Raw genomic sequence first — 26,384 nt, 5'->3', positions numbered from 1 at the left:
ATTTCCGGCGTTCCTCCTGGCGTTCCCGCTTCATCTGTCGTCATCGACAGGCCCCGGAGTCCGTGCCCGAAGAGGCAGGAGGACCCGGTGGACACCGCAGCCGACATCACCGCCATGCGCCGTGCGATCACGCTCGCCGCCCGCGGTCTCGGCTCCACCAGCCCCAACCCCGTCGTCGGCTGCGTCGTCCTCGACGCCGCGGGCCGCCACGCCGGGGAGGGATTCCACCAGCGGGCCGGCGGACCGCACGCCGAGATCCACGCCCTGCGCGACGCGGGCGACAGGGCCCGCGGCGGCACCGCCTACGTCACCCTCGAACCCTGCAACCACACCGGCCGCACCGGCCCCTGCGCCCGGGCGCTCGTCGACGCCGGGATCGCCCGGGTCGTCTACGCGGTCGGCGACCCGGACCCGCAGGCCACCGGCGGTGCCGGCACCCTGCGCGCGGCCGGGATCAAGGCCGAGCAGGGACTCCTGGCGGCCGAGGCCGAGGCGGGCAACGCGGCCTGGCTGACCTCGGTGCGCCTGGGCCGCCCGTACGTCCTGTGGAAGTACGCGGCGAGCCTCGACGGCCGGATCGCGGCCGCCGACGCCACCAGCCGCTGGATCACCTCTCCGGAGTCCCGCGCCGACGTCCACCGGCTGCGCGCCGAGGCCGACGCCGTCGTGGTCGGCTCCGGCACCGCCCGCACCGACGACCCGCAGCTCGGCGTGCGCGGCATCGAGGACGCCGTGCAGCCGCTGCGGGTGGTCGTCGACACCGGCGCCACCGCCGTACACCCCGGCGCCCGCGTCCTCGACGGCAGCGCGCCCACCGTGATCGCCGTCGCCGAGGACGCCGACGCCCGGCATCTGCCCCGGGCGGCCGTCCTGCGGCTGCCGCGCGCCGCCACCGGCCCCGGCCTCGACATCCCCGCCCTGCTCCGTGCCCTGCACGGGCGCGGCATCCGCTCCGTACTCCTCGAAGGCGGCCCGACCCTGGCCGGGGCCTTCGTCGCCGCGGGGACGGTCGACAAGGTCGTCGGCTATCTCGCTCCTGTGCTCCTCGGCGCCGGCCCCGCGGCCCTCGCCGACGCCGGAATCTCCACCATCGCCGAGGCGTTGCGCCTCGATGTGACCGAGACCGTCCGTATCGGCCCCGATCTGCGCATCACCGCCGTCCCCGGCCCTGCCCGGAAGGGAAACTGAGTGTTCACCGGAATTGTCGAAGAACTGGGTGAGGTCACCGCCGTCGAGAAGCTCGGCGACGCCTCCCGATTCCGCCTGCGCGGCCGTGTGGTCACCGAGGGCGCCAGGCACGGCGACTCCATCGCCGTCAACGGTGTCTGCCTCACCGTCGTCGACCTCGGCGACGGCGAGTTCACCGCGGACGTGATGGCCGAGACCCTCAACAGGTCCAGCCTTGGCGCCCTGGACACCGGCTCCCGGGTCAACCTGGAACGCCCCATGGCGGTCGGCGGCCGGCTCGGCGGCCACATCGTCCAGGGCCATGTCGACGGCACCGGGCGCATCGTCGAACGCAGGATCTCCGAGAACTGGGAGATCGTGAAGGTCTCCCTCCCCACGGAGCTGGCCCGCTACGTGGTGGAGAAGGGCTCGATCACCGTCGACGGCGTCAGCCTCACCGTCGTGGAGGCCGGACCCGACTACTTCACCATCAGCCTCATCCCCACCACCCTGGCCCTGACCACGCTCGGCATCAAGGAGCCCGGCGACCCGGTCAACCTGGAGGTGGACGTCATCGCGAAGTACGTCGAGCGGCTGCTCGGCCACCCCGCGCAGGAGCCCGAGGAGCCGGCGAAGTGACCACCCTGAACTGGCTGAACTCGGAGGCGTTCACCGTCTTCGGGCAGCACATCATCTGGTCCGACATGATCGGCAACACCGTCGGTCTGATCGCGCTGACCCTGGGCTGGCTCCGCTCGATCTGGACCTGGCCCGCCCAGCTGCTGTCCGGCGTCGTCCTGGTCGCGGCCAACGCCTCCGTGCACCAGGCGGGCAGCGTCGGCAAGCAGGTCGTCGTCATCGCCGTGGCCGTGTGGGGCTGGCGGCAGTGGACCCGGGGCAGGCAGCAGGCCCAGGACGGCTCCATCGCCGTCCGGTTCGCCACCTGGCGCGAGCGCGGCTACCTGCTGGGCGGCGCCGCACTCGGCACCCTCGCGGTCGGCGGCCTGTTCACCGCGTTCCCCTCGCTCTCCTGGAGCCCGTGGGCGGACGCGTACATATTCGCCGGCACGCTCGTCGCCATGCTCGCCCAGGCCCGCGGCATGGTCGAGTTCTGGTTCGCCTGGCTGCTGGTCGACCTGGTCGGCGTACCGCTGAACTTCCACAGCGGACTCGCCTTCTCCGGTCTCATCTACGTCGTGTACGGCGCCCTCGTCCTGTGGGGCATGCGCGACTGGTGGCTGCGTTCGCGGACACCCGCTCTGGAAGGAGCCACGGCATGACTGCCCAGCCCACCTGGCTGCACCGGGAATACGAGGACGCCGCCGAGGACCTCCGCCTGGATCCCGTAGAGCAGGCGATCCGCGACATCGCCGCCGGCCGGCCCGTCGTGGTCGTCGACGACGAGGACCGGGAGAACGAGGGCGACCTCGTCGTCGCCGCCGAGAAGGCCACCCCCGAGATCGTCGCGTTCATGATGAGCGAATGCCGCGGCCTGATCTGCGCGCCCATGGCGAACGACGAGCTGGAACGGCTCGAACTGCCGCAGATGGTCGACCACAACACCGAGTCGATGCGCACGGCGTTCACCGTCTCCGTCGACGCTTCCGCCGCCCACGGCGTCACCACCGGCATCTCCGCCGCCGACCGGGCCACCACGCTCCGGCTGCTGGCCGGCGGCGAGGCCGGCCCCGGCGACTTCGTACGGCCCGGCCACATCTTTCCGCTCCGCGCCCGCTCCGGCGGTGTACTGGTCCGCAACGGCCACACCGAGGCCGCCGTCGACCTCGCCCGGCTCGCCGGAATGCGGCCCGCCGGGGCCATCGTGGAGATCGCCGGCGAGGACGGCGTGATGCTGCGGCTGCCCCAGCTGGTCCCGTTCGCCCGCAAGCACGGCCTCACGATCATCTCCATCGAGGACCTGATCGCCTACCGCCGCAGCTCGGAGCCGACCGTCCGCCGCGAGGCCGAGGTACGGCTGCCGACGAGCTTCGGCCCGTTCACCGCGTACGGCTACCGCTCCGCCACCGACGGCGTCGAACACGTCGCGCTCGTCCACGGCGACCTCGGCGACGGCAGTGACGTCCTGGTCCGGGTCCACTCCGAGTGCCTGACCGGTGACATCTTCCAGTCCCAGCGCTGCGACTGCGGACCCCAGCTGCACGCGTCCATGCGCCGGATCACCGAGGAGGGCCGCGGCGTCGTCGTCTACCTGCGCGGCCACGAGGGCCGGGGCATCGGCCTGCTGTCCAAGCTCCGCGCGTACGAACTCCAGGAGCGCGGCGTCGACACCCTGGACGCCAACCTGGAGCTCGGCCTGCCCGCCGACGCCCGGGACTACGCGGCCGGCGCCCAGATCCTCAAGGACCTCGGCGTCCACAGCCTCAGGCTGATGACCAACAACCCCGACAAGACGGCCGCCATCCTGCGGCACGGACTCGCCGTCACCGGCCGCGAGCCGATGCCCGTCCAAGCCGGTGAACACAATCTGCGCTATCTGCGCACCAAACGCGACCGCATGGGGCACGACCTGCCCTGGCTCGACACCGCCACGGTGTCGACCTGCGGCAACCAGTGAGATCACGGAAACGAGCGACAGGAGAGACATGAGCGGCAAGGGCGCACCCGAACTGTCCGTACGCAACTGCGGTGATCTGCGCGTGGCGGTCGTCGCCGCGCAGTGGCACGAGAAGATCATGGACGGACTCGTCGACGGCGCCCTGCGCGCCCTGCACGAGCTGGGCATCGACGAGCCGACCCTGCTCCGGGTGCCCGGCAGTTTCGAACTGCCGGTCGTGGCCAAGGTCCTCGCCGGCCGCGGCTACGACGCGATCGTCGCCCTCGGTGTGATCATCCGCGGCGGCACCCCGCACTTCGAGTACGTCTCCCACGGCGTCACCAACGGCCTCACCCAGGTCGCCGTCGACACGGGGGTCCCGGTCGGCTTCGGCGTACTCACGTGCGACACCGAGGAGCAGGCGCTCGACCGGGCAGGACTGGAGGGCTCCAACGAGGACAAGGGGCATGAAGCGGTCACCGCGGCCGTCGCCACCGCCGCGACGCTGCGCACGATCAGCGAGCCCTGGCGCTGAGAGCAGGGCGCGGACCCCGTACTCTAAGACCATCATGGCGAACAAAACCTTCGAAGAGCTCTTCGCCGAGCTGCAGCTCAAGGCCGCCAACGGCGATCCCTCCACCTCCCGTACCGCCGAGCTCGTGGACAAGGGCGTCCACGCCATCGGCAAGAAGGTCGTCGAAGAGGCCGCCGAGGTCTGGATGGCCGCCGAGCACGAGAGCAAGGACGCGGCCGCCGAGGAGATCTCCCAGCTGCTGTACCACGTCCAGGTGATGATGGTCGCCCGCGGGATCTCGCTCGACGACGTCTACGCCCACCTCTGAGCACCACCTCCGCACCACGTACGTCCGCACGTCCGCAGAAGAATCCCTCCTCGCAAAGGAAACCTGACCTCATGCTGCGCATCGCCGTCCCCAACAAGGGTTCACTCTCCGGGCCTGCGATGGCGATGCTCCATGAGGCCGGCTACCAGCAGCGCAAGGAGTCCAAGGAACTCGTCCTCGTCGACCCGGAGAACGAGGTCGAATTCTTCTACCTGCGGCCGCGCGACATCGCGATCTACGTCAGTTCCGGCCGGCTCGACATCGGCATCACCGGCCGTGACCTGCTGCTGGACTCCGGCGCCGACTCCGAGGAGATCCTCCAGCTCGGCTTCGCCCGCTCCACCTTCCGCTACGCCACCAAGCCCGGCACGGCCGAGGGCCCGCAGGACTTCGACGGCAAGACGATCGCCACCTCCTACGAGGGAATCGTCGCCAAGCACCTCGCCGACGCCGGTGTCAACGCCTCCGTCGTCCACCTCGACGGGGCGGTCGAGACCGCCATCGAGCTCGGTGTCGCCCAGGTCATCGCCGATGTCGTGGAGACCGGCACCAGCCTGCGCAACGCCGGACTCGAAGTGATCGGCGAGCCGATCATGAAGTCGGAGGCCGTCGTCATCCGCCGCACCGGCGCCCCGGACGACGACCCCAAGGTGCAGCAGTTCCTCCGCCGCCTCCAGGGCGTCCTGGTCGCCCGCTCCTACGTGATGATGGACTACGACTGCCGCGTCGAGCACCTGGAGCGTGCGGTCGCCCTCACCCCGGGCCTGGAGTCGCCGACCATCTCGCCGCTGCACCACGAGGGCTGGGTCGCCGTCCGTTCCATGGTCGCCGCCCGCGAGGCCCAGCGGATCATGGACGATCTGTACGACCTCGGCGCCCGCGCCATCCTCACCACCGCCATCCACGCCTGCCGCCTCTGACGGCCGGGCGCCCCGCCCCGGAAGACAGAAGAACATCATGTCCGCCCCCGCACCCCGGTCCGAACTCCCCACCCTCCCGGTCACGTTCCGGCCGACCCGAACCAGGGTGGTCCTGCTGACCGTGGGGGCGGCGATGTTCCTCGTCATCACCGTCGTCGCCATGACCCTGGAGCAGCTGAGCCCGGGGGAGCGGGCCAGCTTCGTCTTCACGGCACTGCTGTTCTTCGGCGTGCTCGCGCTGCTCAGCCGCCCGAAGATCGTCGCGAACGAGGACGGGGTGACCGTGGTCAATCTCACCCGGACGCGCCGGCTGTCCTGGGCGGAGATCGTCCGGGTCAACCTGCGCGTGGGTGACCCCTGGGTCTTTCTCGACCTGAGCGACGGAACCAGCATGCCGGCCCTCGGCATCCAGCCCGGGATCGCCAAACAGCAGGCCATCCGCGACGCCCGTGCGCTCCGTGCCCTCGCCGAGAACCACGGCACCGGAACGGACATCGGCTGAGCCCCCTGCCCCGCGCGGCCTCTTCTTGATTACTCTGGAGGGCGGCGGTGTCCCTGTGCACCCCGCCCCGCAGCAGAGGTCCAGGAGAATCGGGACCGGCGGGGCTTTCCTGCGACCCGAGGAGTGACTCCTTCCAGCAATGGACGGACCGTCCGGTAGTACCTGCGCCGCCCCTTCCCCGGAGGCGGCGGCATGACCACCCCCTTGCTGCTTCTGAGCGCGGCATTCCTTCTCATCCTCGCCAACGGATTCTTCGTGGCAGCCGAATTCGGGCTCGTCACGGTGGAGCGGCCGGACGCCGAGCGCGCCGCGGCCGAGGGCGACCGGCGGGCCCGCACCGTCGTCGAAGCCCTGCGCGAACTCTCCTTCCAGCTCTCCGGCACCCAGCTCGGCATCACCATCACCTCACTGGTCGTCGGCATGCTCGCCGAACCGGCACTCGCCCAGCTGCTGAAGGGCCCTCTCACCGCGACCGGGCTGCCCGACGGCGCCGTACCCGGCATCAGCGTGGTGATCGGGATGATGGCGGCCTCCGCCGTCCAGATGGTGATCGGTGAACTCGTGCCCAAGAACTGGGCGGTCTCCCGGCCGCTCCAGGTCGCCCGGTTCGTCGCCGGCCCTCAGCACCGCTTCTCCGCCGCCCTGCGGCCGGTGATCACTCTGCTGAACACCGTCGCCAACCGGCTGGTGCGACTGCTGGGCGTCGAACCCACCGACGAACTGGCCTCCGCCCGCACCCCCGGGGAGCTGGTCTCCCTGGCCCGTCATTCGGCCGAGGCCGGCACCCTCGAACAGGACACCGCGGATCTCTTCGTACGGACCCTGTCGCTCGCCGGGCTCACCACCCAGCACGTCATGACCCCGCGGGTGAAGGTCAGCGCCCTGCAGTCCTCGGCGACCGCGCAGGACGTCCTCAACCTCACCCGTGCCACCGGCCTCTCCCGCTTCCCCGTCTACCGGGAGCGGATCGACGAGGTCGTCGGCATGATCCACCTCAAGGACGCGCTCGCCGTGCCCGCCCAGGACCGGCTGCGCACCCCGGCCGGACGGATCGCCGTGCCGCCGCTGCTGGTCCCGGAGACCCTGCCCGTCGAACAGCTGCTCCAGCGGCTGCGCAACGAGCAGCCGATCGCCGTCGTGGTCGACGAGTACGGCGGCACCGCCGGGGTCGTCACCCTCGAGGACATCATCGAGGAACTCGTCGGCGAGGTCAGGGACGAGCACGACGCCGAAGGCGCCGACCGGCCCGAACTGGCCCCCGCCGCCCCGGAGGACGGGCGCCCGGCCTGGGACGCCGAGGGCAGCTGCCGGGTCCTCACACTGCGCCGGATAGGACTCGACGTCCCCGACGGACCGTACGAGACCGTGGCCGGACTCGTCGCCGATCTGCTGGGACGCATCCCCGCCCCCGGCGACCGGGCCGAGCTGCCCGGCTGGCGGATCTCCGTCCGCCAGGTCGGCCACTACCGCGCCGAGAAGGTCCGCTTCGTCCGCACGGCCGAGCCGACCATCCCCCTCACCGGGGACCCGGTGGCCCGGGAAGTCCTGGAGGCCGTGCGATGAGCCTGGTCCAACTGCTCTTCGCCGCGCTCCTGGTGCTGGCGAACGGCTTCTTCGTCGGTGCCGAGTTCGCCCTCGTCTCCGTACGGCGCAGCCAGGTCGAGCCGCTCGCGGCAGCCGGCTCGGGCCGGGCCCGCCAGGTGCTGTACGGCCTGGAGAACCTGCCGCAGATGATGGCCGCCGCCCAGTTCGGCATCACCGTCTGCTCACTGACCCTCGGCGCCGTCGCCGAACCGACCGTCGCCCATCTGCTCGAGCCGGTCTTCCAGGCGGTCCATCTGCCCGAGGGCCTCATCCACCCGCTCGGCTACGTCCTGGCCCTCGTCCTGGTGGTCTTCCTCCACCTCGTCATCGGCGAGATGGTCCCGAAGAACCTCGCGATGGCGGCGCCGGAGAAGACCGCGCTCTGGTTCAGCCCCGGCCTCGTCGGCTTCGCCCGCCTCTGCCGCCCGGTCACCGCCGCACTGGGGGCCTGTGCCCGGCTGGTGCTGCGGATCTTCGGTGTCGAACCGAAGGACGAGGTGGAGGCCGTCTTCACCAGCGAGCAGCTCAACCGGCTGGTCGAGGACTCCGGCCAGGCCGGCCTGCTGGAGCCGGAGGCGCAGGAGCGGCTGGAGGACGCGCTGGAGCTGGGCAGCAGGCCGGTCACCGACGTACTGCTGCGCCGGGCCTCGCTGGTGACCGTGGACCCGTCCGTCACCCCGCACCGGATCGAGGAGCTGACCGTACGCACCGGCTACTCGCGCTTCCCGGTGTGCGCGGAGGGCGGCGGCCCGTTCATGGGCTATCTGCATGTCAAGGACGTCCTGGACCTGGAGGACGGCGAACGGGCCGTCCCCCAGCACGTATGGCGCCCGATGGCGACCGTACGGGCCGAGCTGCCCCTGGACGACGCCCTGACCGTGATGCGCAGGGCAGCCACGCACCTGGCCCAGGTCGCCGACGCCTCCGGCCGGATCCTCGGCCTGGTCGCCATGGAGGACGTCCTGGAGATGCTCGTGGGCGAGGTGCGCGACCCGGCCCACCGGGTGGCGGTACCGCGCCGTGCGGCGGAGCCCGCGCGCACGACGACCGGCTACGGCGAACTCACCGCGTCGGTCCGCTAGGGCCTGTCCGGCGGATCGGGGCCGGGGGCGGTGTACCGATTGCCGGAGGGGCCCGCCGCCCGGTCCCTCCGGCAGCCGGGTACTTCGTGGACCCGGCCCGGGCCTGTCGGGCGGATCCGGGCCGGGCAGGCCCGGGCCCTGTCGTCGGGCGGCAGGCGGCAGTCCAACGACAGGCCTAGAAGGCCGGTGGCTCCTGCGGGCCCCGGTCCGTCGGCCCGCGGCCGGACAGCACCTCGCCGTACGCCTGCATCAGGTCCGGCAGCCGCAGGGTGGCCAGATCGTCCCGGTCCGGCACTGCCGCACAGCCGGAGAGCCGCAGATCGCGGTAGGCGCAGCTCTTCTCGTACAGGGTGCGCAGGAACCGTCCGTTGCCCAGCTCGTCGATCCAGCCCTGCTCGACCACATGGCCGCTGATGGAGCGCAGTTCGTCCAGGGACTCCTCGTCCCACACGTCGCCGTTCTCCGCCGCCAGCACCTCGCCGATCGAGGTGAGCTCCAGCGGCCGGTAGCTCGGGAAGTCCACCCGGGTGGTGAAGCGGGAGGAGAGCCCCGGATTGGTGGCCAGCAGCCGGTCCATGCCCTCCGGGTAGCCCGCGAGAATGACGACGAGATGGTCCCGGTTGTCCTCCGCGCGCTTCAGGAGGACCTGCAGGGCCTCGTCGCCGTACGCGTCGCCCTTGCTGTAGCCGCTGTTGGCGAGGCTGTACGCCTCGTCGACGAAGAGCACCCCGCCGAGCGCCGAGTCGATCAGCTCATTGGCCTTGACCGCGGTCTGGCCGAGGAACTCGCCCACCAGATCCGCCCGTTGGGCCTCGATGAGGTGATCACCGCCGAGCAGCCCCAGCGCGTAGAAGACCCGGCCCAGGATGCGGGCCACGGTGGTCTTGCCGGTGCCCGACGGGCCCGAGAAGACGAAATGGCGCTTGGGCGGCTGCACGGGCAGTCCCTGACCGGCCCTCAGCCGCGCCATGTTCAGCTGCGCGGACAAGGCCTTGACCTGGCGTTTTACCGGCTCCAGCCCCACCATCCGCTCCAGCTCGGCCAGCGCCTCGGCGAGCAGCACCGGATCGCTGGGCCCCGCCGGGAACGGCAACGGCGGCTGTCCGGGCACCGCCGCCCTGCGCCGCGTCCCGCCGGAGGGCGGGGGCATTCCGAGGCCCGGAAGACCGGGCCCCTCACCGCCGGCCCGTGGCTCCCGGCCGTCCACCGGTTCGGTGCCGAGCACCGGATCCGTGTCCGGCTGCGCCTCCGAGACGGTGCCGTCCGTGCCCGGCCCGGCCAGCGACACGGCGGCCAGTCCTGCGGCCTCGTCGGAGTCCAGACCGTCGTAGTCCGCGATCGCGGCGAGCCGCGCCGAGGTGTCCATGAACGCCGGGTCGATGCGGTGCACCGCCCGGTAGAGCGGCAGGGCGGCGGCGCTGCGGCCGGTGCCCTCGTGCGCGCGGGCCAGCCAGTAGCGCAGCTCCTTGCGCTGGGGCTGCTCGCTGCGGCAGCGCATCAGGGCGGTGGCGAGCAGCGGCTCGGCCTGCCCGTACATCTCCAGACGCACCCGGGCCATGCCGCCGAACAGCCCGGCCTCGATGCCGAGCAGTGGATCGTCCACCAGCTGCTCGGTGTTGCGTACGAGCTGCTCCCAGTCCTTGACCAGATACGAGCGGCAGGCATGCAGGAAACGCACCTGCGGGTCCGCGTCGACGGGTGGCAGCCCCGCGAGCGCCCGGTCCAGCTCGGGGACATGGCGGCCGTCCAGCCAGTGCGAGGCGTGCGCGAGCAGCAGATCGCGGGCGCTCTCCAGCACCGGCTGCACCCACCATCCCAGCCAGTACCAGGAGTTGAGCGTGCGGCGATGACGGGTGCGCTGCTCGCCGAAGCGCTCGCGGTGGTGGTACATGCGCAGCAGCGCCGTCGTCGTGTCGACCCTCAGCGCATGGAGGCCGAGCCAGCCGTCGGCCATGCCGGGATCGAGGCGAACCGCCGCCCTGAACTCCTCTTCGGCCTGTGGGTAGGCGCCCATGGTGTAGGCGTCCACGCCACGCAGCCAGGCGAGGTCGGCCGGGGCCTGCGCGCCCTGCGTGCCGATGTCCATCTGGTCCCCCACAAACCGTGCCCCCGGGATGTCCCGCCGCACGATTCTGCCCATCGAAGAGCGCCGAATCACTTTGTCACGGACGGGAATTGACCGCACCGAGAAGCATCGTACCTGCGCAGGAGTGTGCAACTGAGAGCACCGCAGCAGAAGGGAGACCGTGACCCAGGGTGAGCGGAATCCGTCGTACCGGCAAGCGGGAGGGGGTGCGGGGACAGAACGAAGCCCCCGATCACGGGGGAACAACCGGGGGCTTCGTGTCCGTGGGGGCTCCGAAAAGCCGCACATTGAGAACGTAAGACCTGTACCGCTCCTGGGTCAAGCGGAGTTGAGGTACTTCCGGGGGGATTTCTCACCATTCAGGACGACGGCGCGAAGTGCTCACGTTCGGTGACGGAATGGTTCGTTCCTGCTGTCGTTGTCGGGCCCTTCAGCAACGCGTAGCCCACCGGCAACTGCGTTACCAGGGTGTCCGCGTGGGGACGCGAAGGATCGGCCGAGAAGTGCTCCGCCTCGGCCGCCGTCCACCCGTCCCAGAAGCCCGAGAGTGCCGGCCCGTCCCTGCGCCGGCCGCGCTCCCAGGACTCCGCGGCGGTGAGGTCCATCCACAACAGCCGGGCCAGCGCGGGCCGCAGCGCCCGACGGCCGGCCCCGACCCCCTCGATCAGAACCACCGGCGCGGGCTCCAGGGCGCGCGGCGCGCCGAAGCTCCGGGCGGTCCAGTCGTACGGCGCGTACCGCGCGCACTCGCCGCGCTCCAGCGGCCCGAGCACCTGCTCGCGCAGCCGGTCCACCCAGGTGAAGAAGGACTCATGGGTGGCCATGTCGTCCAGATGCAGGACCGGGGCGTCGCCGAGCGCCGTGGCCAGGCGGCCGGTGAAGGTGCTCTTCCCCGACCCCGCGTGGCCGTCGACGGCGATCAGCCGCACCGGCCCGCAGGAAGGCGGCAGGGTATGCAGCCGCGCGGCGAGGGGTGAGAGCTCGTTCATGCCCATCAGCCTACGAGCCGTGCCGGAGCAGCCGCAGGTCACGCCAGTGGACCAGACCAATATTGGTTTACCGGCGCGAGTCGAATCGCTGGCCGGATCCGGCCACGACCCGCAATAGTTGGCGCACTGTCGTGCACCTGCAAGCCTCATTCCGCTTACGACCGGGGGTCTCGCCCATGAACCGACCGACCTCACGCAGAACCGTGCTGACTGCCGCACTCGCGGCAGCGGCCACCGCCGGTGCGGTGTCGTCGTCCGCCGGCCCCGCGACCGCCGCCGCGCCCTCCCACCCGTCCTCCACGGCGGGCCCCGCCGTGGACAACAGCTCCTGGCACACCTACACCGACTGGCGCGCCGGCTCCGGCGCCGGGACGCGGGTCGTCGCGGGCCGCCGCCCAGGCCTGGTGATCGGTCACGCCGAGGGGCGCACCGACTACACCGATCCGCACACCGGCACCACCGCCACCTGGGAGTACGCGACCTGGACCTCGCCGGTCCACCGATCCACCGTCCCGGCGACCGAGGTGATCGCCTCCTGGAACGCGGACACCCCGGCGGGCACCTGGATCCAGATCGAGCTCCAGGGCGGCTACTCGGACGGCACCTCGACGCCCTGGTACGTGATGGGCCGCTGGGCCGCCGGTGACGGCGACATCCGCCGTACCTCCGTCGACGGCCAGACCGACGGCAGGAGCTCCGTCTGGACCGACACCTTCTCGGTGGACGATCCGGCGAGCGGACTGCGACTGGCCTCCTACCGGCTGCGGCTCACCCTCCACCGCACCCCGGGCACCCGGCTGACTCCCACCGTCCGGCGGCTCGGCGCGATGGCCTCCGACATCCCGGACCGCTTCACCGTGCCGGCCAGCACCCCCGGCCTCGCCCGCGAGCTGCTGGTGCCGCGCTACTCGCAGAACATCCACGCGGGCGAGTACCCCGAGTACGACAACGGCGGCGAGGCATGGTGCAGCCCCACCTCCTCACAGATGATCATCGAGTACTGGGGGCGCCGGCCCACCGCCGAGGACCTCGCCTGGGTCAAGCCCGGTCTGGCCGACCCACAGGTCTGCCATGCCGCCCGGTTCACCTACGACTACCAGTACGAGGGCTGTGGCAACTGGCCGTTCAACGCAGCGTACGCCGCGACGTACGACGAGATGAGCGCGGTGGTGACCCGGCTGAACTCGCTCACGGATCTGGAGACGCTGATCCGCGCGGGCATCCCGGTCATAACGTCGCAGTCCTTCCTCAAGGAGGAGCTGACCGGCGCGGGATACGGGACCTCCGGCCACCTGATGACCGTGATCGGCTTCACCGCCGACGGCGACGTGATCGCGAACGACCCGGCCTCGCCGAGCAACGAGGCCGTGCGCCGGGTCTACAAGCGCCGGGAGTGGGAGAACATCTGGCTCCGCACCAAGCGCTACGACGCGAACGGCAAGGTCAGAAGCGGTACGGGCGGGGTCTGCTACCTCTACTGGCCCGCCCGGCCGACACCGGTTCAGCGCCGGGTGCTGAAGTCGTTCGGCCTGCTGTGAGCATGTGCGGCGCCATGGCCGCCCCGACCGCCTGACGGCGGCGTTGCCGGCCGTCCTGGGTGAGGTGGCCGTACTCGACCACCGTGACCTTGATCGAGCGATGCCCGAGCCTGCGCGACACTGGGGAAAGGACACGCCGCTCGTCAAGGTCGCGGTGGTCCATTTGCGTCGCGAGCCGTGCGGACCCCGTACGGGCAGCCCGAGTTTCGAATCGCCGAGTACTGAAGATCCATCGGGGATCACCGCGTCGCCCGCCACAACCCGAGCGGGGGCGCATACCGGCCACCACGGAGGTGGCTGCGCCGGTGCGCCCCGCGTGCGTACATGCCGACGCACACCAGGCCCCGGACGATGGGAACAAGAGGTGCAGAAGCGATCCGTGAGGAGGAGTACGGCATGACGGCATCAGACTCCAAGGGTTCCACGGGCTCCGCAGGCTCGGCGGGCGGCGGCAAGGCGCGGTTCGACGACATCTACGACCGGCCGGATCCGCGTGCGTACTTCACCCGGCTGGCTCCGCTGGAATACGAGATCCCGGCCCATGCCCAGCCCGTCTTCCGGCAGGCCATGGCCGAACGGGCCGCCTTCGACGACGGCCGCCCCGGCACCCCGGCGGTGCTGGACCTGTGCTGCTCGTACGGCATCAACGCCGCGCTGCTCAATCACGATGTGACCCTGGCGGAGATGTACGAGCGGTACACCTCACCTGCCGCACAAGCCATGACGACGGCCGAACTCACTGCCTGGGACAAGGAGTTCTACGCCGGACGCCGCCGACCCGACGCCGTCCCCGTGATCGGCCTGGACATCGCGGCACCCGCCGTGGCGTACGCGCACGCGGTGGGCCTGCTGGACTCGGCCTTCACCGACAACCTGGAGCAGCGCCCGCCCGGCCCCGGGCTGAGCCGCGCGCTCGCGGAGGCGGGCCTCATCACCCTGACCGGTGGCGGCAGCTACATCACGGCACGGACCTTCACCGCCCTGCTGGAACAGGCCCGACGCCCCCTGTGGGTCAGTGCGTTCGTACTGCGGACCGTCTCCTACGGCCCCATCGAGCGGGCGCTGGCCGCACACGGGCTGCGCACCGTCCTCGATTCCTCCCGCACCTACACGCAGCGGCTCTTCGCCGACCCCCGCGAACAGCGGTACGCCATTGCGGCGGCGCGAGCGGCGGGCCACGACCCCGCCGGACACGAACAGGCCGGCCGCTTCCACACCCTGTACTACGCGTCCCGCCCGGATGCTGCGGACGGCCGGCACTGAGCATGAGCAGGCCCCTGGTCCCGTCCGGCAGGCCGCTCGTGCCGGACGGGACCAGGGGCCGGTCACCGGGGCGGTCAGTGCACCCGGAGCGCCTCGCGGATGGTGGTGAACAGGTCGGTCTGGTCGGTGACACCCAGGACGCGGTAGGCCTGCGGGCCCTGCGCCGCGATCCGGACCTCGGTGCCGGTGTGCTCCTGCGACTGGCCGGGCGTGTTGGTCGAGTAGTTGACCTTGATCTGCTGGCCCTCGTCGGTGACGAGCGTGGAGCTCAGGCCGGGCGGCTGGGCCTCCAGAGGCACGATCTGGCTGCTGTGGCCGTGGTCGGCGGTGGTGACGACGAGGGTGTCGGGGTGCTTGGCGGCGTACGCGCGGGCCGTCTTCACCGCGCGGTCGAACGCCGCGGTCTCGCCGATCTGGCCGCACGGGTCGGCCGCGTGGTCCTGCTTGTCGATCGAGGCACCCTCGACCTGGAGGAAGAAGCCCTTCTCGCTGTGGTTCCGCTTCTGCTTCGCCTCCAGGAGCTGGATGGCCCTGGCGGTCTGGTCGGCGAGGTCCGGGGTGTCGGCGGGCCGGTTCGGATTGGAGGTGACGCAGCGCTGCGGATCGGTCCCGCCGACCGCGGCGGCCTTGCCGGTCCACTCGGTGGGGACGTTGCCGGGCGCGAAGAGGCCGAGCACCGGCTTGCCGGCCTTGACCGTCTTCAGGGAGGCGCCGTCGGTGACGACCTGGTAGCCCAGCTTCCGCGCCTGCTCGGTGACGGTCAGGCCCTGGTACTTGCCCTCGGTCACCTTCTGATCGAAGCGCTGCTTGCCGCCGCCGAGGAGCACATCGACCTTGTGATTGACGCTCTGCTCGGCGATGGAGCCGGGGCCGCCCTTGGCGATGGTGTCGGTGGGGCACTTGGCCATGTCGGCGGGGCCCTGGCAGGAGCGGTCGGTGGCGTGCGAGGCGAGGACGGCCGGCGTGGCGTCGGTCAGCTCGGCGGTGGTCACCGAACCGGTCGCGTAGCCGCCCTTCTGCGCCAGCTCCAGAATGGTCGGCACGGCCTTGTCGGTGCCCGGCGTCTTGGAGATCCGCCCGTTGACGGTCTTCACGCCGGTCGCCCAGCCGGTGCCGCTGGCCGCGGAGTCGGTGACGTAGTCCGGCGTGCCGTCGGCGTGCACCGCGTAGGTCGTGTACGCGCCGGTCAGCGGGAACCTGTCCATGTTCAGGCGGCCGGCCGCGCCCACGGTGTAGTCGCGGGCGAGGGTGATCTCCGAGTCGCCCATGCCGTCACCGATGAGCAGGATGACGTTCTTCGCCCTGCCGCCCTTGACGGCGTCCTTGGCGTGTTCCTTCGTGCCGGACGCACCGGCCGTCGCCGTGAGGGCGACCGCGGCGGTGGCGGCGGCGACGAGGACCGCACCGGTGGCCGTCAGGTGACTGCGGGACAGGCGCTGTCTGGGCATGGAGATCTCCTTGATCCGGTCGGCCGGAGCACCGACGAGGATCACCTCACCAGCGGCGGATGAACCGCCGGTGACGCCGAGGCCGCTTCCGCCCAGCCGGAACATGGCATGAGGAGCCCGCTGACGTCCGCCGCCGCGGGCACCGCCGCACGGCAGCGGGCCCCGGCGGAACCGAATCCGCCGGGGCCCGCTGCCCGGTGCGTACGACCGGTGGCCGGTCTCAGTCCGTGCCGGACTCCATCGCGGCGCGGTCCAGCATCGTCTCCTCGTCCGTGGCCTCGCCGCGCGAGGCGATCGCCTGCGCGCCGCCCCGGTCCATCGCGCCGATCAGGCCGGTCGAGGCGGCCTGCGCGGCGCCGATCGGCGTCGGGTGGCCGGTGCCGACCAGGCCCAGGCCCGCGTACTGCTCAAGCCGCGCCCGCGAGTCGGCGATGTCCAGGTTCCGCATGGTGAGCTGGCCGATCCGGTCCACCGGGCCGAACGCCGAGTCCTCGGTGCGCTCCATGGAGAGCTTGTCCGGGTGGTAGCTGAACGCCGGGCCCGTGGTGTCGAGGATCGAGTAGTCCTCGCCGCGCCGCAGCCGCAGCGTCACCTCTCCGGTGACGGCCGCGCCGACCCAGCGCTGGAGCGACTCACGGATCATCAGCGCCTGCGGGTCCAGCCAGCGGCCCTCGTACATCAGCCGGCCGAGCCGCCGGCCCTCGTTGTGGTAGGCGGCCAGGGTGTCTTCGTTGTGGATCGCGTTGACCAGGCGCTCGTAGGCGATGTGCAGCAGCGCCATGCCGGGCGCCTCGTAGATGCCGCGGCTCTTGGCCTCGATGATCCGGTTCTCGATCTGGTCGGACATACCCAGGCCATGGCGGCCGCCGATCGCGTTGGCCTCCATCACGAGGTCGACGGGGGAGGCAAACTCCTTGCCGTTGACGGTGACGGGGCGGCCCTGGTCGAAGCCGATCGTCACGTCCTCCGTGGCGATCTCCACCGACGGGTCCCAGAACCGCACACCCATGATCGGTTCGACCGTCTCGACGCCGGTGTCCAGGTGCTCCAGGGTCTTGGCCTCGTGGGTGGCGCCCCAGATGTTGGCGTCCGTGGAGTACGCCTTCTCCGTCGAGTCCCGGTACGGCAGCCCGTGCGCGAGCAGCCACTCGGACATCTCCTTGCGGCCGCCGAGCTCCGTGACGAAGTCCGCGTCCAGCCAGGGCTTGTAGATCCGCAGGTGGGGGTTGGCGAGCAGCCCGTACCGGTAGAACCGCTCGATGTCGTTGCCCTTGAACGTGGAGCCGTCGCCCCAGATCTGCACCCCGTCCTCGAGCATCGCCCGCACCAGCAGTGTGCCGGTCACGGCACGTCCCAGCGGCGTGGTGTTGAAGTACGGGCGCCCGCCCGACCTGATGTGGAACGCGCCGCAGGCGAGCGCGGCCAGCCCCTCCTCGACCAGCGCCGCACGGCAGTCGACGAGCCGGGTGATCTCGGCGCCGTACGCGGAGGCACGGCCGGGCACGGACGCGATGTCGGGCTCGTCGTACTGGCCGATGTCGGCGGTGTACGTGCAGGGGACGGCGCCCTTGTCACGCATCCAGGCGACGGCTACGGAGGTGTCGAGCCCGCCGGAGAAGGCGATGCCGACGCGCTCGCCGGCGGGGAGGGAGGTGAGGACTTTGGACATGGCAAGACTATGCATCACTTCGCATGATCATGCAACATGGCACTCCCGGTGAAACACCGCACGGCCGGGCGGATCGCCCGGCCGTGCGGCCTCGAAGCGGTGTTACGGGGGGCGGGCGGTCCTCAGTCGATCGCCTTGATCAGCTCTCCGTCGGCGGTGTCACCGCTGAGCTCCCAGAAGAAGGTGCCGCCGAGACCCTGCTGGTTCTTCCAGTTCATCTTGGTGGCGATGGTGGCCGGGGTGTCGTAGCTCCACCAGTTGGTGCCGCAGCGGGCGTAGGCCGTGCCTGCGACGGTGCCGGTGGCCGGGCAGCTGTTCTTGAGGATCTTGTAGTCCTCGATGCCGGCCTCGTAGGTGCCGGGGGCGGCGCCGGTGGCGGTGCCGCCGGGTGCGTCCTGGGTGACGCCGGTCCAGCCGCGGCCGTAGAAGCCGATGCCGAGCAGCATCTTGGCGGCGGGGACGCCCTGGGCCTTCAGTTTGGCGATGGCGTCGGCGGAGTTGAAGCCGGCCTGTGGGATGCCGTCGTAGGAGGTGAGGGGGGAGTGTGGGGCGGTCGGGCCCTTGGCGGCCCAGGCGCCGAAGAAGTCGTAGGTCATCACGTTGTACCAGTCCAGGGGCTGGGCGGCGCCGGCGTAGTCGGCGGCGTCGATCTTGCCGCCGTCGGAGCCGTCGGCGGTGATGGCGGCCGTCACGAGGTTGTTGGCGCCGAACTTCGAGCGCAGTGCGGTGGTGAGGCCTTTGAGGGCGGCGGGGCCGCTGGTGTCGCAGGTCAGGCCGCAGGCGTTGGGGTACTCCCAGTCGATGTCGATGCCGTCGAAGACATCGGCCCAGCGCGGGTCCTCGACCAGGTTGTGGCAGGACTCGGCGAACGCGGCCGGGTTCTTCGCGGCCTCGCCGAAGCCGCCGGACCACGTCCAGCCGCCGAACGACCAGATGACCTTCAGATCCGGGTGCAGCTTCTTCAGCTTGCGCAGCTGGTTGAAGTTGCCGCGAAGGTCCTGGTCCCAGGTGTCGGCGACGCCGTCGACGGACTGGTCGGCGGTGTACGCCTTCTCGTAGTCCGCGTACGAGTCACCGATCGCGCACTTGCCGCCGGTGACGTTGCCGAAGGCGTAGTTGATGTGCGTGAGCTTGTCGGCCGAGCCGGACGTCTCGATGTTCCTGACGTGGTAATTGCGGCCGTATACACCCCAGTTGGTGAAGTATCCGACCACCTTGTCACCGGCTGCCGTGGGGGTGGCGTCGGCAGGGGCGGGGGTCGCTGTCCGCGCGGTGGTGGGGGGTGTGCCGGCCGACGCGGTGCCCGCGACACCCAGCAGGGTGGCGCCGAGGGCGGCGGTGCAGGCGGCTGCGGCGAGCGCCCGGAAGCGGGCGCGGGGACGATGCGGTCCGAACATCTTGTCTCCTCGTGGGGGAGGGAACTCGGTGGGGGCGAGTGGGTCGACCGTTCGCGTACATTTGACATGAACGCGAAAAGGCCGTTCCGCTGGGAACCGTAGATGGACTAGACCAGTCAGGTCAATGGTTCGGACCAGCTCCGGTGATCGTTCCGTTCGGTGCCGAGTCGCCCGGTCACCCCGTGACGGATATCGTCCGATCGGGCATACTCAAGCCGCCACAGCCGCTGGCCAGCAGCTCTCGTAATCCGAGGGGGCCGGCGCCGGCTGGCAGCAGTGCTTTTCCGGGCGCCGCCCGGAAGTTCCCGGCGGCGCCGCCCACACCCCTCGCGCGCGACCGCCGCAACGCCCGACAGGGAGGAGAGCGCCGTCATGACCGACCGTGCTTCGCAATGGGTGGAACGCCGTCTGCCCACCGAGGAGTCCAGGCAACTCGTCGCGCTCGTCCGCGACATCGCCCAGCGAGAGATCGCGCCCGGGGCGGCCGAGGAGGAGGAAGCGGGCCGGTTCCCGCGCGAAGTCTTCACGCTGCTCTCCGACTCCGGACTGCTCGGACTGCCCTACGACTCCGCGTACGGCGGTGGCGACCAGCCGTACGAGGTCTACCTCCAGGTGCTCGAAGAGCTCGCGGCCGCCCGGCTCACCGTCGGCCTCGGTGTCAGCGTCCATTCCCTCGCCTGCCACGCGGTCGCCGGATACGGCACCAAGGAGCAGCGGGCGGAACACCTCCCGGCGATGCTGGGAGGCGGCCTGCTGGGCGCCTACTGCCTCTCGGAGCCCGCCGCGGGCTCCGATGCCGCCTCGCTCCGTACGAAGGCCGTACGGGACGGCGACGACTGGGTCATCACCGGCACCAAGGCGTGGATCACCCACGGCGGCATCGCCGACTTCTACACGGTCCTGGCCCGCACCGGGGCCGAGGGCGCCCGCGGCATCACCGCGTTCCTGGTACCCGGTGACGCCGCGGGGCTCAGCGCGGCAGCCCCCGAGAAGAAGATGGGCATGAAGGGCTCGCCCACCGCCCAGCTGAACTTCGACGGCGTACGGGTGTCCGACGCACGCCGGATCGGCGACGAGGGCCAGGGCTTCGCGATCGCCCTGTCCGCACTCGACTCGGGGCGGCTGGGCATCGCCGCCTGCGCGATCGGCGTCGCCCAGGCCGCCCTGAGCGAGGCCGTCGGCTACGCCGCCGGACGGCAGCAATTCGGCCGCCCCATCGCGGACTTCCAGGGTCTGCGCTTCATGCTCGCCGACATGGCCACCCAGATCGAGGCGGGCCGCGCGCTCTACCTGGAGGCGGCCCGGCTCCGCGACGAGGGCAAGCCCTTCTCGCGCCAGGCGGCCATGGCCAAGCTGTTCTGCACGGACACGGCCATGCGGGTCACCGTCGACGCCGTCCAGGTGCTCGGCGGATACGGCTACACCCTCGACTTCCCGGTCGAGCGGCTGATGCGCGAGGCCAAGGTGCTGCAGATCGTCGAGGGCACCAATCAGATCCAGCGGATGGTCATCGCGCGCCACCTCGCGGGTCCCGAGACGCGCTGACCCACATCGGCCGGCCCGACCACACGGGCGTCGCCATGATCCGGTTCCACTCCTGATCATGGCGGCCCGGCAGGGTCCGGTCGGCGCTCTCCCAACGGCGCAGCAGGGCCCGGTAGATGGGCGGATCGGTGGAGTGCGGCACCGGCCGCGGTACGGACGGGGGAGGTACGGGTCGGGGCACTGGCTGCGAGCCGGGCTGCGGAACCGATTCTTCGACGAGGGGAGCGGCGAGGCGGCGACGGCCGGTACCAGCCGTTGAGTGCAGCGGGGTCATGCCTGGCCAACGGCGCGGGGCGGGCCCTGGTCACTGTCAGGCCGAATCGAGAGCCCGTTCGCCCCGTCCCCGGGCGGTCCTCGTCGCGGGCACCACGCCGGTCGGGCCGTCGTGGTGCGGGCGCGGATGTGCCGGGCGGGCCCGGACGTGTGTCCGGGCCGGTCCCGCGCGGACGCGGGAGCGGCTGTCAGGCGGCGTCGCGCTGCATCCGCGGCATGCGCAGCGGACGGGAGCCGGGGCCGCCGGCGTGCGAGAACGGCTGCATTCTCCAGTCGAGCCCCTGAGGGAGCGTCAACAGCAGGCCCGTTTCCTGCTCCTGGACATCGAGCGAATCGTCGGCGGGCCGCGACTGCGACGCCGCACGGCCCGTACCCGCGCAGACGGTCAGCACGAACGGGTTCCACGGCGTCGGGCACAGCGCGTGCTCCGGCAGTACCTCCTCGCCCGCCAGCAGTGCGATCGGCTGCGCGCAGTCCGGGCAGATCACCCGGTACATCTCGAAGGTGTCGTACGCGTCGGGAGCGGTGTCCTCGACGGGATCGACGGGATCCGGTTCGGTACGTCCGGTGAGCTTCAGGCTCTGCATGGGAAATTCCCCCCTCAGGTGGGCCGACCAGGCGACAGGGCCTCGACCACAGCAAGCACTTCCCGTCGCGCATCGGCCGTAACCGCGAGGTGGACGGCTACCCATCCGTAAACCTGTGGCATTCGTCACATGACCGCCGCAGGTGCGCCTTCCGGAGCCCCTGCCGCTGTGCCTGGAGGGACCCGGGGCAATAGGTTGATCCGTATGGAGGAGCTGGACCGACAGATCGTGGATTTGCTCGTCAAGGACGGGCGGATGAGCTACACCGACCTGGGCAAGGCCACGGGCCTGTCCACATCGGCCGTTCATCAGCGTGTCCGCAGGCTGGAGCAGCGCGGGGTGATCCGGGGCTACGCCGCGGTCGTCGACCCCGAGGCCGTCGGCCTGCCGCTCACCGCGTTCATCTCGGTGAAACCCTTCGACCCGAGCGCGCCGGACGACATCGCCGAGCGGCTCGCCGACGTCCCCGAACTGGAAGCGTGCCACAGCGTCGCGGGTGACGAGAACTACATCCTCAAGGCCCGCGTCGCCACGCCGCTGGAGCTGGAACACCTGCTCACCCGGATCCGCTCGCTCGCCGGGGTCTCCACCCGGACCACGGTCGTGCTGTCCACGCCGTACGAGGCGCGGCCGCCGCGGGTCTGAGGGGGGCGGGGGCCGCGCGGGTCCCGGCAGGCGCGAGACTGGTCCCATGACCGAGAGCACCGCCCCCCAGAGCGAACACCACACCGTGCTGCTGCGCGGTGGAGATGTCCACAGCCCCGCCGACCCCTTCGCCACCGCCATGGTGGTCGAACGCGGCCATGTCGCCTGGGTGGGCTCGGAAGGGGCCGCCGACTCCTTCGCGAGCGGCGTCGACGAAGTGATCGACCTCGACGGTGCGCTGGTCACCCCGGCGTTCACCGACGCCCATGTGCACACCACGTCGACCGGCCTGGCCCTCACCGGCCTCGACCTGTCCGGCGCCAGGACCCTCGACGAGGCGCTCGGCCTGCTGCGCGCGTACGTGGCCGCCCACCCCGGGGACCGGGTCGTCCTCGGCCACGGCTGGGACGCCACGCGCTGGCCGGAGCAGCGCCACCCGTCGCGCGGCGAGCTCGACGCGGCGGCCGGCGGACGCCCGGTCTACCTGCCCCGGGTCGATGTGCACTCCGCGGTCGTCACCACCGCCCTGCTCGACCTGGTCCCCGGCGTCACCGGACTGACCGGCTTCCACCCCGACGCCCCGCTGACCGGCGCCGCCCACCACGCGGTCCGCTCCGCGGCCCACGGCGCCGTGTCGCCACAGCAGCGTGCCGACGCCCAGCGCGCCGCCCTGCGGCACGCCGCGTCGCTCGGCATCGGCACCGTCCACGAGTGCGGCGGCCCCGACATCTCCGACGAGGAGGACTTCGCCGCACTGCTGAAGCTGGCTGCCGCGGAGAGCGGACCGCGGGTCTTCGGCTACTGGGCCGAGCAGGTCGCCGACGAGAAGGACGCCCGCCGGATCGGGGAACTCGGCGCCGTCGGAGCGGCCGGGGACCTCTTCGTGGACGGCTCGCTCGGTTCGCACACCGCCTGCCTGCACGAGCCGTACGCCGACGGCCCGGCCGGACGCACGGGCACCGCCCACCTGGACGCGGCGCAGATCGCCGCCCATGTCACCGCGTGCACCGAGGCGGGGCTGCAGGCCGGCTTCCACGCCATCGGGGACGCCGCGGTCTCCGCCGTGGTCGAGGGGGTCCGGGCCGCCGCCGAGACGCTCGGCCTGCCCCGGATCCGGGGCGCCCGGCACCGGGTCGAGCACGCCGAGATGCTCACCCCCGAGACCGTCGCCGCGTTCGCGGAGCTCGGGCTGACCGCCTCCGTCCAGCCCGCCTTCGACGCGGCCTGGGGCGGCGAGGAGGGCATGTACGCGCAGCGGCTCGGCGTCGAGCGGGCCAGGACCCTCAACCCGTACGCGGCGCTCCTGCGGGCCGGTGTGCCCCTGGCCTTCGGCTCCGACAGCCCGGTGACCCCGCTCGACCCGTGGGGCACCGTACGGGCCGCTGCCTTCCACCGCACGCCCGAGCACCGGGTCTCCGTACGGGCGGGCTTCACCGCCCACACCCGGGGCGGCTGGCGCGCCGTCGGCCGCGACGACGCGGGCATCCTGGTGCCCGGCGCCCCGGCGGACTACGCGGTCTGGCGCACCGCCGACCTGGTGGTCCAGGCGCCGGACGACCGGGTCGCCCGCTGGTCGACCGACCCCCGGTCGGGAACGCCCGGCCTGCCCGATCTCACCCCTGGCGCCGAGCTGCCGGTCTGCCTGCGGACCGTGGTCTTCGGACATACTGTCTATGCACGGCCGAACGAGTGACGTGCGAACATTTCGCATCGTCACCGAGAGTGGTCCCCGCTCCGCCGCGACCTGCGGATCTTCGCTACTGACCAGGCAAGTTTCGTAAATATTGCAGGTCAGACGGCTATTGACAGAACGCGCCCACCGGCCGGTAGGTTCGGCCGAGTCCACCACAGGACGTCCGACCGGTTGAACCTCCACGCAGTCGTCGAACGCCGCTGGGTCATGGGATGGTGTGCCGCACCGGCACACCATCACTGACAGCCAGGTTCAGCGTCCGCGCCTCGGGGGCGAGGGAAGGTTTCATCCGGGCGGCGGTGCGACCCGGGTGGGGCCCGGACGTTCAGTAGACAACGGCTCTAGGTCGACCCGCAGCCAGCGGGTCCCAGGTCGGCCCGAAGGGCGCTGGGCCCCCATCCGCAGTTCCCGTCCGCGTGCGCACCCGGGCTTCTGTCCGTACTTCCCTCCTTCTGTCCCGGGCGTCGGCCGGCCCCGTCCGACCATGTCGGGCGAGAGGCCCCTGCCCGCTGGATATGGTGTGCACCTGCGTACGGACTTAAGGGGCAGTAAGTGAACGACGGCGGTCAGCGGCGGTACGGCCCGCTCGGCAGAATCCTGGTGATCATTCCGACCTACAACGAGGCCGAGAACATCACGCCGATCGTCAGCCGGGTGCGCGCCGCGGTGCCGGACGCCGACATCCTGGTCGCCGACGACAACAGCCCGGACGGCACCGGCAAGATCGCCGACGAGATCGCCGCCGGGGACAGCCGGGTCCAGGTGCTGCACCGCAAGGGCAAGGAAGGGCTGGGCGCGGCCTATCTCGCGGGTTTCCGCTGGGGCACCGAGCGCGGCTACGGCGTGCTCGTGGAGATGGACGCCGACGGATCCCACCAGCCCGAGGAACTGCCCAGGCTGCTGACCGCGCTCAAGGGTGCCGACCTGGTGCTCGGCTCCCGCTGGGTGCCGGGCGGGCGCGTGGTCAACTGGCCGAAGTCCCGCGAAATGATCTCCCGCGGCGGCAGCACGTACTCCCGGCTCCTCCTCGGGCTGCGGACCAGGGACGTCACCGGCGGCTACCGGGCCTTCCGTGCCGAGACCCTGGACGGCATCGGCCTCGACCAGGTCGCCTCGCAGGGCTACTGCTTCCAGGTCGACCTGGCCCGCCGGGCCGTCGAGGCCGGCTACCACGTCGTCGAGGTCCCCATCACCTTCGTCGACCGGGAGATCGGCGACTCGAAGATGAGCCGTGACATCCTGGTCGAGGCGCTCTGGCGGGTCACGTCCTGGGGCGTCACCTCCCGTACGAACCGGGTCCTGGGCCGCAAGGCGCTCTGATCCGCCGCCGGCGGCGGGCACCGGTCCGCCGCCCGTGATCACCCCCTTGTGCCGTTCGGACGGCCGTACGGGCACACTGGGGACCATGACGACCGGCACACCGCCCCCGACCGCCCCCAGGCGCTCCCGCGCCCGTACCCTCGCCCCCCTCGCCGTCGCCGCCTGGGCGGTGCTGGAGATCTGGCTGCTCACCGTCGTGGCCGACGCGGCGGGCGGTTTCACCGTGCTGCTGCTCCTGGTGGGCGGCATCGTGCTCGGGGCCGCCGTGATGAAGCGGGCCGGCCGCAGGGCCTTCCGCAACCTCACCGAGACGCTCCAGCAGATGCCGGGACAGCCCGGGGCCGACGCCCAGCCGGCCACCGGCTCGGGCGGCAGGGGCAACGGCTTCCTGATGCTCGCCGGGCTGCTGCTGATGATTCCGGGCATCGTCTCGGACGCGGCGGGGCTCCTGCTGCTGGTGCCGCCGGTCCGCCAGTGGCTCGGCCGGTACGCGGAGCGGTCGCTGGAGCGCCGGATGCGTACCGCGAGCCCCGGCAGCTTCTCCGACGCCTTCCAGCAGGCCCGCATTCACCGGCCGGACGGAAAGATCGTGCAGGGCGAGGTCATCCGCCAGGAAGGCGCACAGCCGGGCGCACGCCCCGACGAGGCCCCCCGGCCGCCGCTGACCCCCTGAGCGGGGGGAAGTCACCACCACGCTGCGACGGAACACGCCACGACAGAGCCGCGGGCCGTGACACGCATTCGGTGTCACGGCCCGCGGCTCTGTCGTACTGCGGTGTTACGCGGTCAGTCAGGCAGACTTCCTGCTGTCCCGCGGGTGCACGGCGATGTTCATGGCTCCGGAGCGCAGGACCGCCAGCCTCTCGGCGAGCACTTCCTCCAGCTCCTCGCGTGTGCGCCGCTCCATGAGCATGTCCCAGTGCGTACGCGCAGGCTTGCCCTTCTTCTCCTCGGGGCCATCCCCGTCCACCAGAAGTGCCATGGCGCCGCACGCCTTGCACTCCCACTCCGGCGGAATTTCCGCCTCTACCGAGAACGGCATCTCAAAACGATGTCCGTTCTGGCATGCGTACTCCACCGCCTGGCGCGGGGCCAGATCGATGCCGCGGTCCGTCTCGTAGCTGGTAACCACGAGTCGCGTGCCGCGGAGAGCTCGCTCACTCATGAATCGTGCCTCCCGGGCTTGTCGCCCACAGGACAGGTGTCGCTGTCGTCGTCATCCGGTCAACGTCCGGTCGGCGGTAAAGATTCCCGTTGCCGGTCATGCGTCGCCCGTCGTG

At 71.4% G+C, this 26,384-nt stretch carries 24 protein-coding genes; 17 read left to right on the top strand and 7 right to left on the bottom strand.

Features of this window, described 5'->3' with window-relative positions:
- Positions 1-87 precede the first annotated feature (87 nt).
- The 10 genes from ribD (at position 88) to IE107_RS30980 (ending at position 8,651) form a co-directional block, all read left to right on the top strand.
- The gene (gene ribD, locus IE107_RS31025) at positions 88-1,188 is read left to right on the top strand and encodes a bifunctional diaminohydroxyphosphoribosylaminopyrimidine deaminase/5-amino-6-(5-phosphoribosylamino)uracil reductase RibD (RefSeq protein WP_189547695.1); all 1,101 of its coding nucleotides are present in this window, start codon (positions 88-90) and stop codon (positions 1,186-1,188) included.
- Positions 1,189-1,806, top strand: a complete 618-nt coding sequence (locus tag IE107_RS31020) for a riboflavin synthase (RefSeq protein WP_189547694.1) — start codon at positions 1,189-1,191, stop codon at positions 1,804-1,806.
- Positions 1,803-2,447: a nicotinamide mononucleotide transporter family protein gene (locus tag IE107_RS31015; RefSeq protein WP_189547693.1), complete on the top strand. Its 645-nt coding sequence runs from the start codon at positions 1,803-1,805 to the stop codon at positions 2,445-2,447. The genes IE107_RS31020 and IE107_RS31015 overlap by 4 nt, the downstream gene beginning before the upstream one ends.
- Positions 2,444-3,742, top strand: coding sequence for a bifunctional 3,4-dihydroxy-2-butanone-4-phosphate synthase/GTP cyclohydrolase II (locus IE107_RS31010; RefSeq protein WP_189547692.1), 1,299 nt, complete (start codon positions 2,444-2,446; stop codon positions 3,740-3,742). The genes IE107_RS31015 and IE107_RS31010 overlap by 4 nt, the downstream gene beginning before the upstream one ends.
- Positions 3,743-3,770: 28 nt before the next feature.
- A complete protein-coding gene (gene ribH / locus IE107_RS31005) occupies positions 3,771-4,256 on the top strand; it encodes a 6,7-dimethyl-8-ribityllumazine synthase (RefSeq protein ID WP_189547691.1) in 486 nt (161 codons plus the stop codon).
- A 34-nt stretch (positions 4,257-4,290) separates the two neighbouring features.
- Positions 4,291-4,563 carry a phosphoribosyl-ATP diphosphatase gene (locus tag IE107_RS31000; RefSeq protein WP_018524273.1) on the top strand — a complete coding sequence of 91 codons (273 nt, stop codon included), beginning with the start codon at positions 4,291-4,293 and terminating at the stop codon, positions 4,561-4,563.
- 71 nt (positions 4,564-4,634) lie between these two features.
- Entirely contained in the window at positions 4,635-5,483 is an 849-nt protein-coding gene (hisG, locus tag IE107_RS30995) for an ATP phosphoribosyltransferase (RefSeq protein WP_189547690.1), read from the top strand.
- A gap of 37 nt (positions 5,484-5,520) precedes the next feature.
- The gene (locus IE107_RS30990) at positions 5,521-5,985 is read left to right on the top strand and encodes a PH domain-containing protein (RefSeq protein ID WP_189547689.1); all 465 of its coding nucleotides are present in this window, start codon (positions 5,521-5,523) and stop codon (positions 5,983-5,985) included.
- Positions 5,986-6,177: 192 nt separating this feature from the next.
- Complete coding sequence (locus tag IE107_RS30985) at positions 6,178-7,548, top strand: hemolysin family protein (protein WP_189547688.1); 1,371 nt, start codon at positions 6,178-6,180, stop codon at positions 7,546-7,548.
- A complete protein-coding gene (locus tag IE107_RS30980) occupies positions 7,545-8,651 on the top strand; it encodes a hemolysin family protein (protein WP_189547687.1) in 1,107 nt (368 codons plus the stop codon). Before IE107_RS30985 ends, IE107_RS30980 begins: the two co-directional genes overlap by 4 nt.
- Positions 8,652-8,826: 175 nt before the next feature.
- Here the strand turns inward: IE107_RS30980 and IE107_RS30975 are convergent, their stop codons facing one another.
- Both IE107_RS30975 and IE107_RS30970 read right to left on the bottom strand, forming a co-directional pair.
- Positions 8,827-10,737: an AAA family ATPase gene (locus tag IE107_RS30975; RefSeq protein ID WP_189547686.1), complete on the bottom strand. Its 1,911-nt coding sequence runs from the start codon at positions 10,735-10,737 to the stop codon at positions 8,827-8,829.
- A gap of 359 nt (positions 10,738-11,096) precedes the next feature.
- Entirely contained in the window at positions 11,097-11,726 is a 630-nt protein-coding gene (locus IE107_RS30970) for a uridine kinase family protein (protein WP_189547685.1), read from the bottom strand.
- 176 nt (positions 11,727-11,902) lie between these two features.
- On the opposite strand from IE107_RS30970, the gene IE107_RS30965 reads away from it, so the two are divergent.
- Together IE107_RS30965 and IE107_RS30960 are read left to right on the top strand one after the other, a co-directional pair.
- Complete coding sequence (locus tag IE107_RS30965) at positions 11,903-13,264, top strand: C39 family peptidase (protein ID WP_189547684.1); 1,362 nt, start codon at positions 11,903-11,905, stop codon at positions 13,262-13,264.
- Between the two features lie 396 nt (positions 13,265-13,660).
- Positions 13,661-14,527: a hypothetical protein gene (locus tag IE107_RS30960; protein ID WP_229867378.1), complete on the top strand. Its 867-nt coding sequence runs from the start codon at positions 13,661-13,663 to the stop codon at positions 14,525-14,527.
- 74 nt (positions 14,528-14,601) lie between these two features.
- Here the strand turns inward: IE107_RS30960 and IE107_RS30955 are convergent, their stop codons facing one another.
- The 3 genes from IE107_RS30955 to IE107_RS30945 all read right to left on the bottom strand — a co-directional run bounded on the left by IE107_RS30955 (position 14,602) and on the right by IE107_RS30945 (position 19,041).
- The gene (locus tag IE107_RS30955; protein ID WP_189547683.1) at positions 14,602-15,975 is read right to left on the bottom strand and encodes an alkaline phosphatase; all 1,374 of its coding nucleotides are present in this window, start codon (positions 15,973-15,975) and stop codon (positions 14,602-14,604) included.
- A gap of 220 nt (positions 15,976-16,195) precedes the next feature.
- Positions 16,196-17,644, bottom strand: coding sequence for an argininosuccinate synthase (argG, locus tag IE107_RS30950; RefSeq protein WP_189547682.1), 1,449 nt, complete (start codon positions 17,642-17,644; stop codon positions 16,196-16,198).
- Between the two features lie 122 nt (positions 17,645-17,766).
- Positions 17,767-19,041, bottom strand: a complete 1,275-nt coding sequence (locus IE107_RS30945; protein ID WP_189547681.1) for a glycoside hydrolase family 18 protein — start codon at positions 19,039-19,041, stop codon at positions 17,767-17,769.
- A gap of 372 nt (positions 19,042-19,413) precedes the next feature.
- On the opposite strand from IE107_RS30945, the gene IE107_RS30940 reads away from it, so the two are divergent.
- Positions 19,414-20,586 carry an acyl-CoA dehydrogenase family protein gene (locus IE107_RS30940; protein WP_189547680.1) on the top strand — a complete coding sequence of 391 codons (1,173 nt, stop codon included), beginning with the start codon at positions 19,414-19,416 and terminating at the stop codon, positions 20,584-20,586.
- A 461-nt stretch (positions 20,587-21,047) separates the two neighbouring features.
- Here the strand turns inward: IE107_RS30940 and IE107_RS30935 are convergent, their stop codons facing one another.
- On the bottom strand, positions 21,048-21,446 hold the full coding sequence (locus IE107_RS30935) for a hypothetical protein (RefSeq protein WP_189547679.1): 399 nt from the start codon (positions 21,444-21,446) through the stop codon (positions 21,048-21,050).
- A 204-nt stretch (positions 21,447-21,650) separates the two neighbouring features.
- Here IE107_RS30935 and IE107_RS30930 point away from each other — a divergent pair, with 204 nt between their 5' ends.
- From IE107_RS30930 to fxsA, 4 genes are all read left to right on the top strand, one after another.
- Positions 21,651-22,091 carry an Lrp/AsnC family transcriptional regulator gene (locus IE107_RS30930; protein ID WP_189547678.1) on the top strand — a complete coding sequence of 147 codons (441 nt, stop codon included), beginning with the start codon at positions 21,651-21,653 and terminating at the stop codon, positions 22,089-22,091.
- A gap of 46 nt (positions 22,092-22,137) precedes the next feature.
- Complete coding sequence (locus IE107_RS30925) at positions 22,138-23,784, top strand: amidohydrolase (protein ID WP_189547677.1); 1,647 nt, start codon at positions 22,138-22,140, stop codon at positions 23,782-23,784.
- A gap of 552 nt (positions 23,785-24,336) precedes the next feature.
- Positions 24,337-25,104, top strand: a complete 768-nt coding sequence (locus IE107_RS30920) for a polyprenol monophosphomannose synthase (protein WP_189547676.1) — start codon at positions 24,337-24,339, stop codon at positions 25,102-25,104.
- Between the two features lie 85 nt (positions 25,105-25,189).
- The gene (gene fxsA, locus IE107_RS30915; RefSeq protein ID WP_189547675.1) at positions 25,190-25,777 is read left to right on the top strand and encodes an FxsA family membrane protein; all 588 of its coding nucleotides are present in this window, start codon (positions 25,190-25,192) and stop codon (positions 25,775-25,777) included.
- A gap of 117 nt (positions 25,778-25,894) precedes the next feature.
- Here fxsA and IE107_RS30910 read toward each other — a convergent pair whose 3' ends face one another.
- On the bottom strand, positions 25,895-26,269 hold the full coding sequence (locus IE107_RS30910) for an RNA polymerase-binding protein RbpA (protein ID WP_007262928.1): 375 nt from the start codon (positions 26,267-26,269) through the stop codon (positions 25,895-25,897).
- Positions 26,270-26,384 lie beyond the last annotated feature (115 nt).

Source organism: Streptomyces gelaticus (genome assembly GCF_014649535.1).
Taxonomy (GTDB): Bacteria; Actinomycetota; Actinomycetes; order Streptomycetales; family Streptomycetaceae; genus Streptomyces; species Streptomyces gelaticus.
This window is presented reverse-complemented; position numbering and strand designations above follow the sequence as displayed.

Excerpts from the sequence above, each read along its gene's own strand:
- IE107_RS30940 (WP_189547680.1), top strand. The coding sequence starts at position 19,414 with ATGACCGACCGTGCTTCGCAATGGGTGGAACGCCGTCTGCCCACCGAG.
- IE107_RS30935 (WP_189547679.1), bottom strand. The coding sequence starts at position 21,446 with ATGCAGAGCCTGAAGCTCACCGGACGTACCGAACCGGATCCCGTCGAT.
- IE107_RS31000 (WP_018524273.1), top strand. The coding sequence starts at position 4,291 with ATGGCGAACAAAACCTTCGAAGAGCTCTTCGCCGAGCTGCAGCTCAAG.
- fxsA (WP_189547675.1), top strand. The coding sequence starts at position 25,190 with ATGACGACCGGCACACCGCCCCCGACCGCCCCCAGGCGCTCCCGCGCC.
- IE107_RS30965 (WP_189547684.1), top strand. The coding sequence starts at position 11,903 with ATGAACCGACCGACCTCACGCAGAACCGTGCTGACTGCCGCACTCGCG.
- IE107_RS30925 (WP_189547677.1), top strand. The coding sequence starts at position 22,138 with ATGACCGAGAGCACCGCCCCCCAGAGCGAACACCACACCGTGCTGCTG.
- IE107_RS30975 (WP_189547686.1), bottom strand. The coding sequence starts at position 10,737 with ATGGACATCGGCACGCAGGGCGCGCAGGCCCCGGCCGACCTCGCCTGG.
- argG (WP_189547682.1), bottom strand. The coding sequence starts at position 17,644 with ATGTCCAAAGTCCTCACCTCCCTCCCCGCCGGCGAGCGCGTCGGCATC.
- ribH (WP_189547691.1), top strand. The coding sequence starts at position 3,771 with ATGAGCGGCAAGGGCGCACCCGAACTGTCCGTACGCAACTGCGGTGAT.
- IE107_RS30985 (WP_189547688.1), top strand. The coding sequence starts at position 6,178 with ATGACCACCCCCTTGCTGCTTCTGAGCGCGGCATTCCTTCTCATCCTC.
- IE107_RS30980 (WP_189547687.1), top strand. The coding sequence starts at position 7,545 with ATGAGCCTGGTCCAACTGCTCTTCGCCGCGCTCCTGGTGCTGGCGAAC.
- IE107_RS30910 (WP_007262928.1), bottom strand. The coding sequence starts at position 26,269 with ATGAGTGAGCGAGCTCTCCGCGGCACGCGACTCGTGGTTACCAGCTAC.
- IE107_RS30990 (WP_189547689.1), top strand. The coding sequence starts at position 5,521 with ATGTCCGCCCCCGCACCCCGGTCCGAACTCCCCACCCTCCCGGTCACG.
- IE107_RS30955 (WP_189547683.1), bottom strand. The coding sequence starts at position 15,975 with ATGCCCAGACAGCGCCTGTCCCGCAGTCACCTGACGGCCACCGGTGCG.
- IE107_RS30945 (WP_189547681.1), bottom strand. The coding sequence starts at position 19,041 with ATGTTCGGACCGCATCGTCCCCGCGCCCGCTTCCGGGCGCTCGCCGCA.
- IE107_RS30960 (WP_229867378.1), top strand. The coding sequence starts at position 13,661 with ATGACGGCATCAGACTCCAAGGGTTCCACGGGCTCCGCAGGCTCGGCG.
- hisG (WP_189547690.1), top strand. The coding sequence starts at position 4,635 with ATGCTGCGCATCGCCGTCCCCAACAAGGGTTCACTCTCCGGGCCTGCG.
- IE107_RS31010 (WP_189547692.1), top strand. The coding sequence starts at position 2,444 with ATGACTGCCCAGCCCACCTGGCTGCACCGGGAATACGAGGACGCCGCC.
- IE107_RS30930 (WP_189547678.1), top strand. The coding sequence starts at position 21,651 with ATGGAGGAGCTGGACCGACAGATCGTGGATTTGCTCGTCAAGGACGGG.
- IE107_RS30970 (WP_189547685.1), bottom strand. The coding sequence starts at position 11,726 with ATGAACGAGCTCTCACCCCTCGCCGCGCGGCTGCATACCCTGCCGCCT.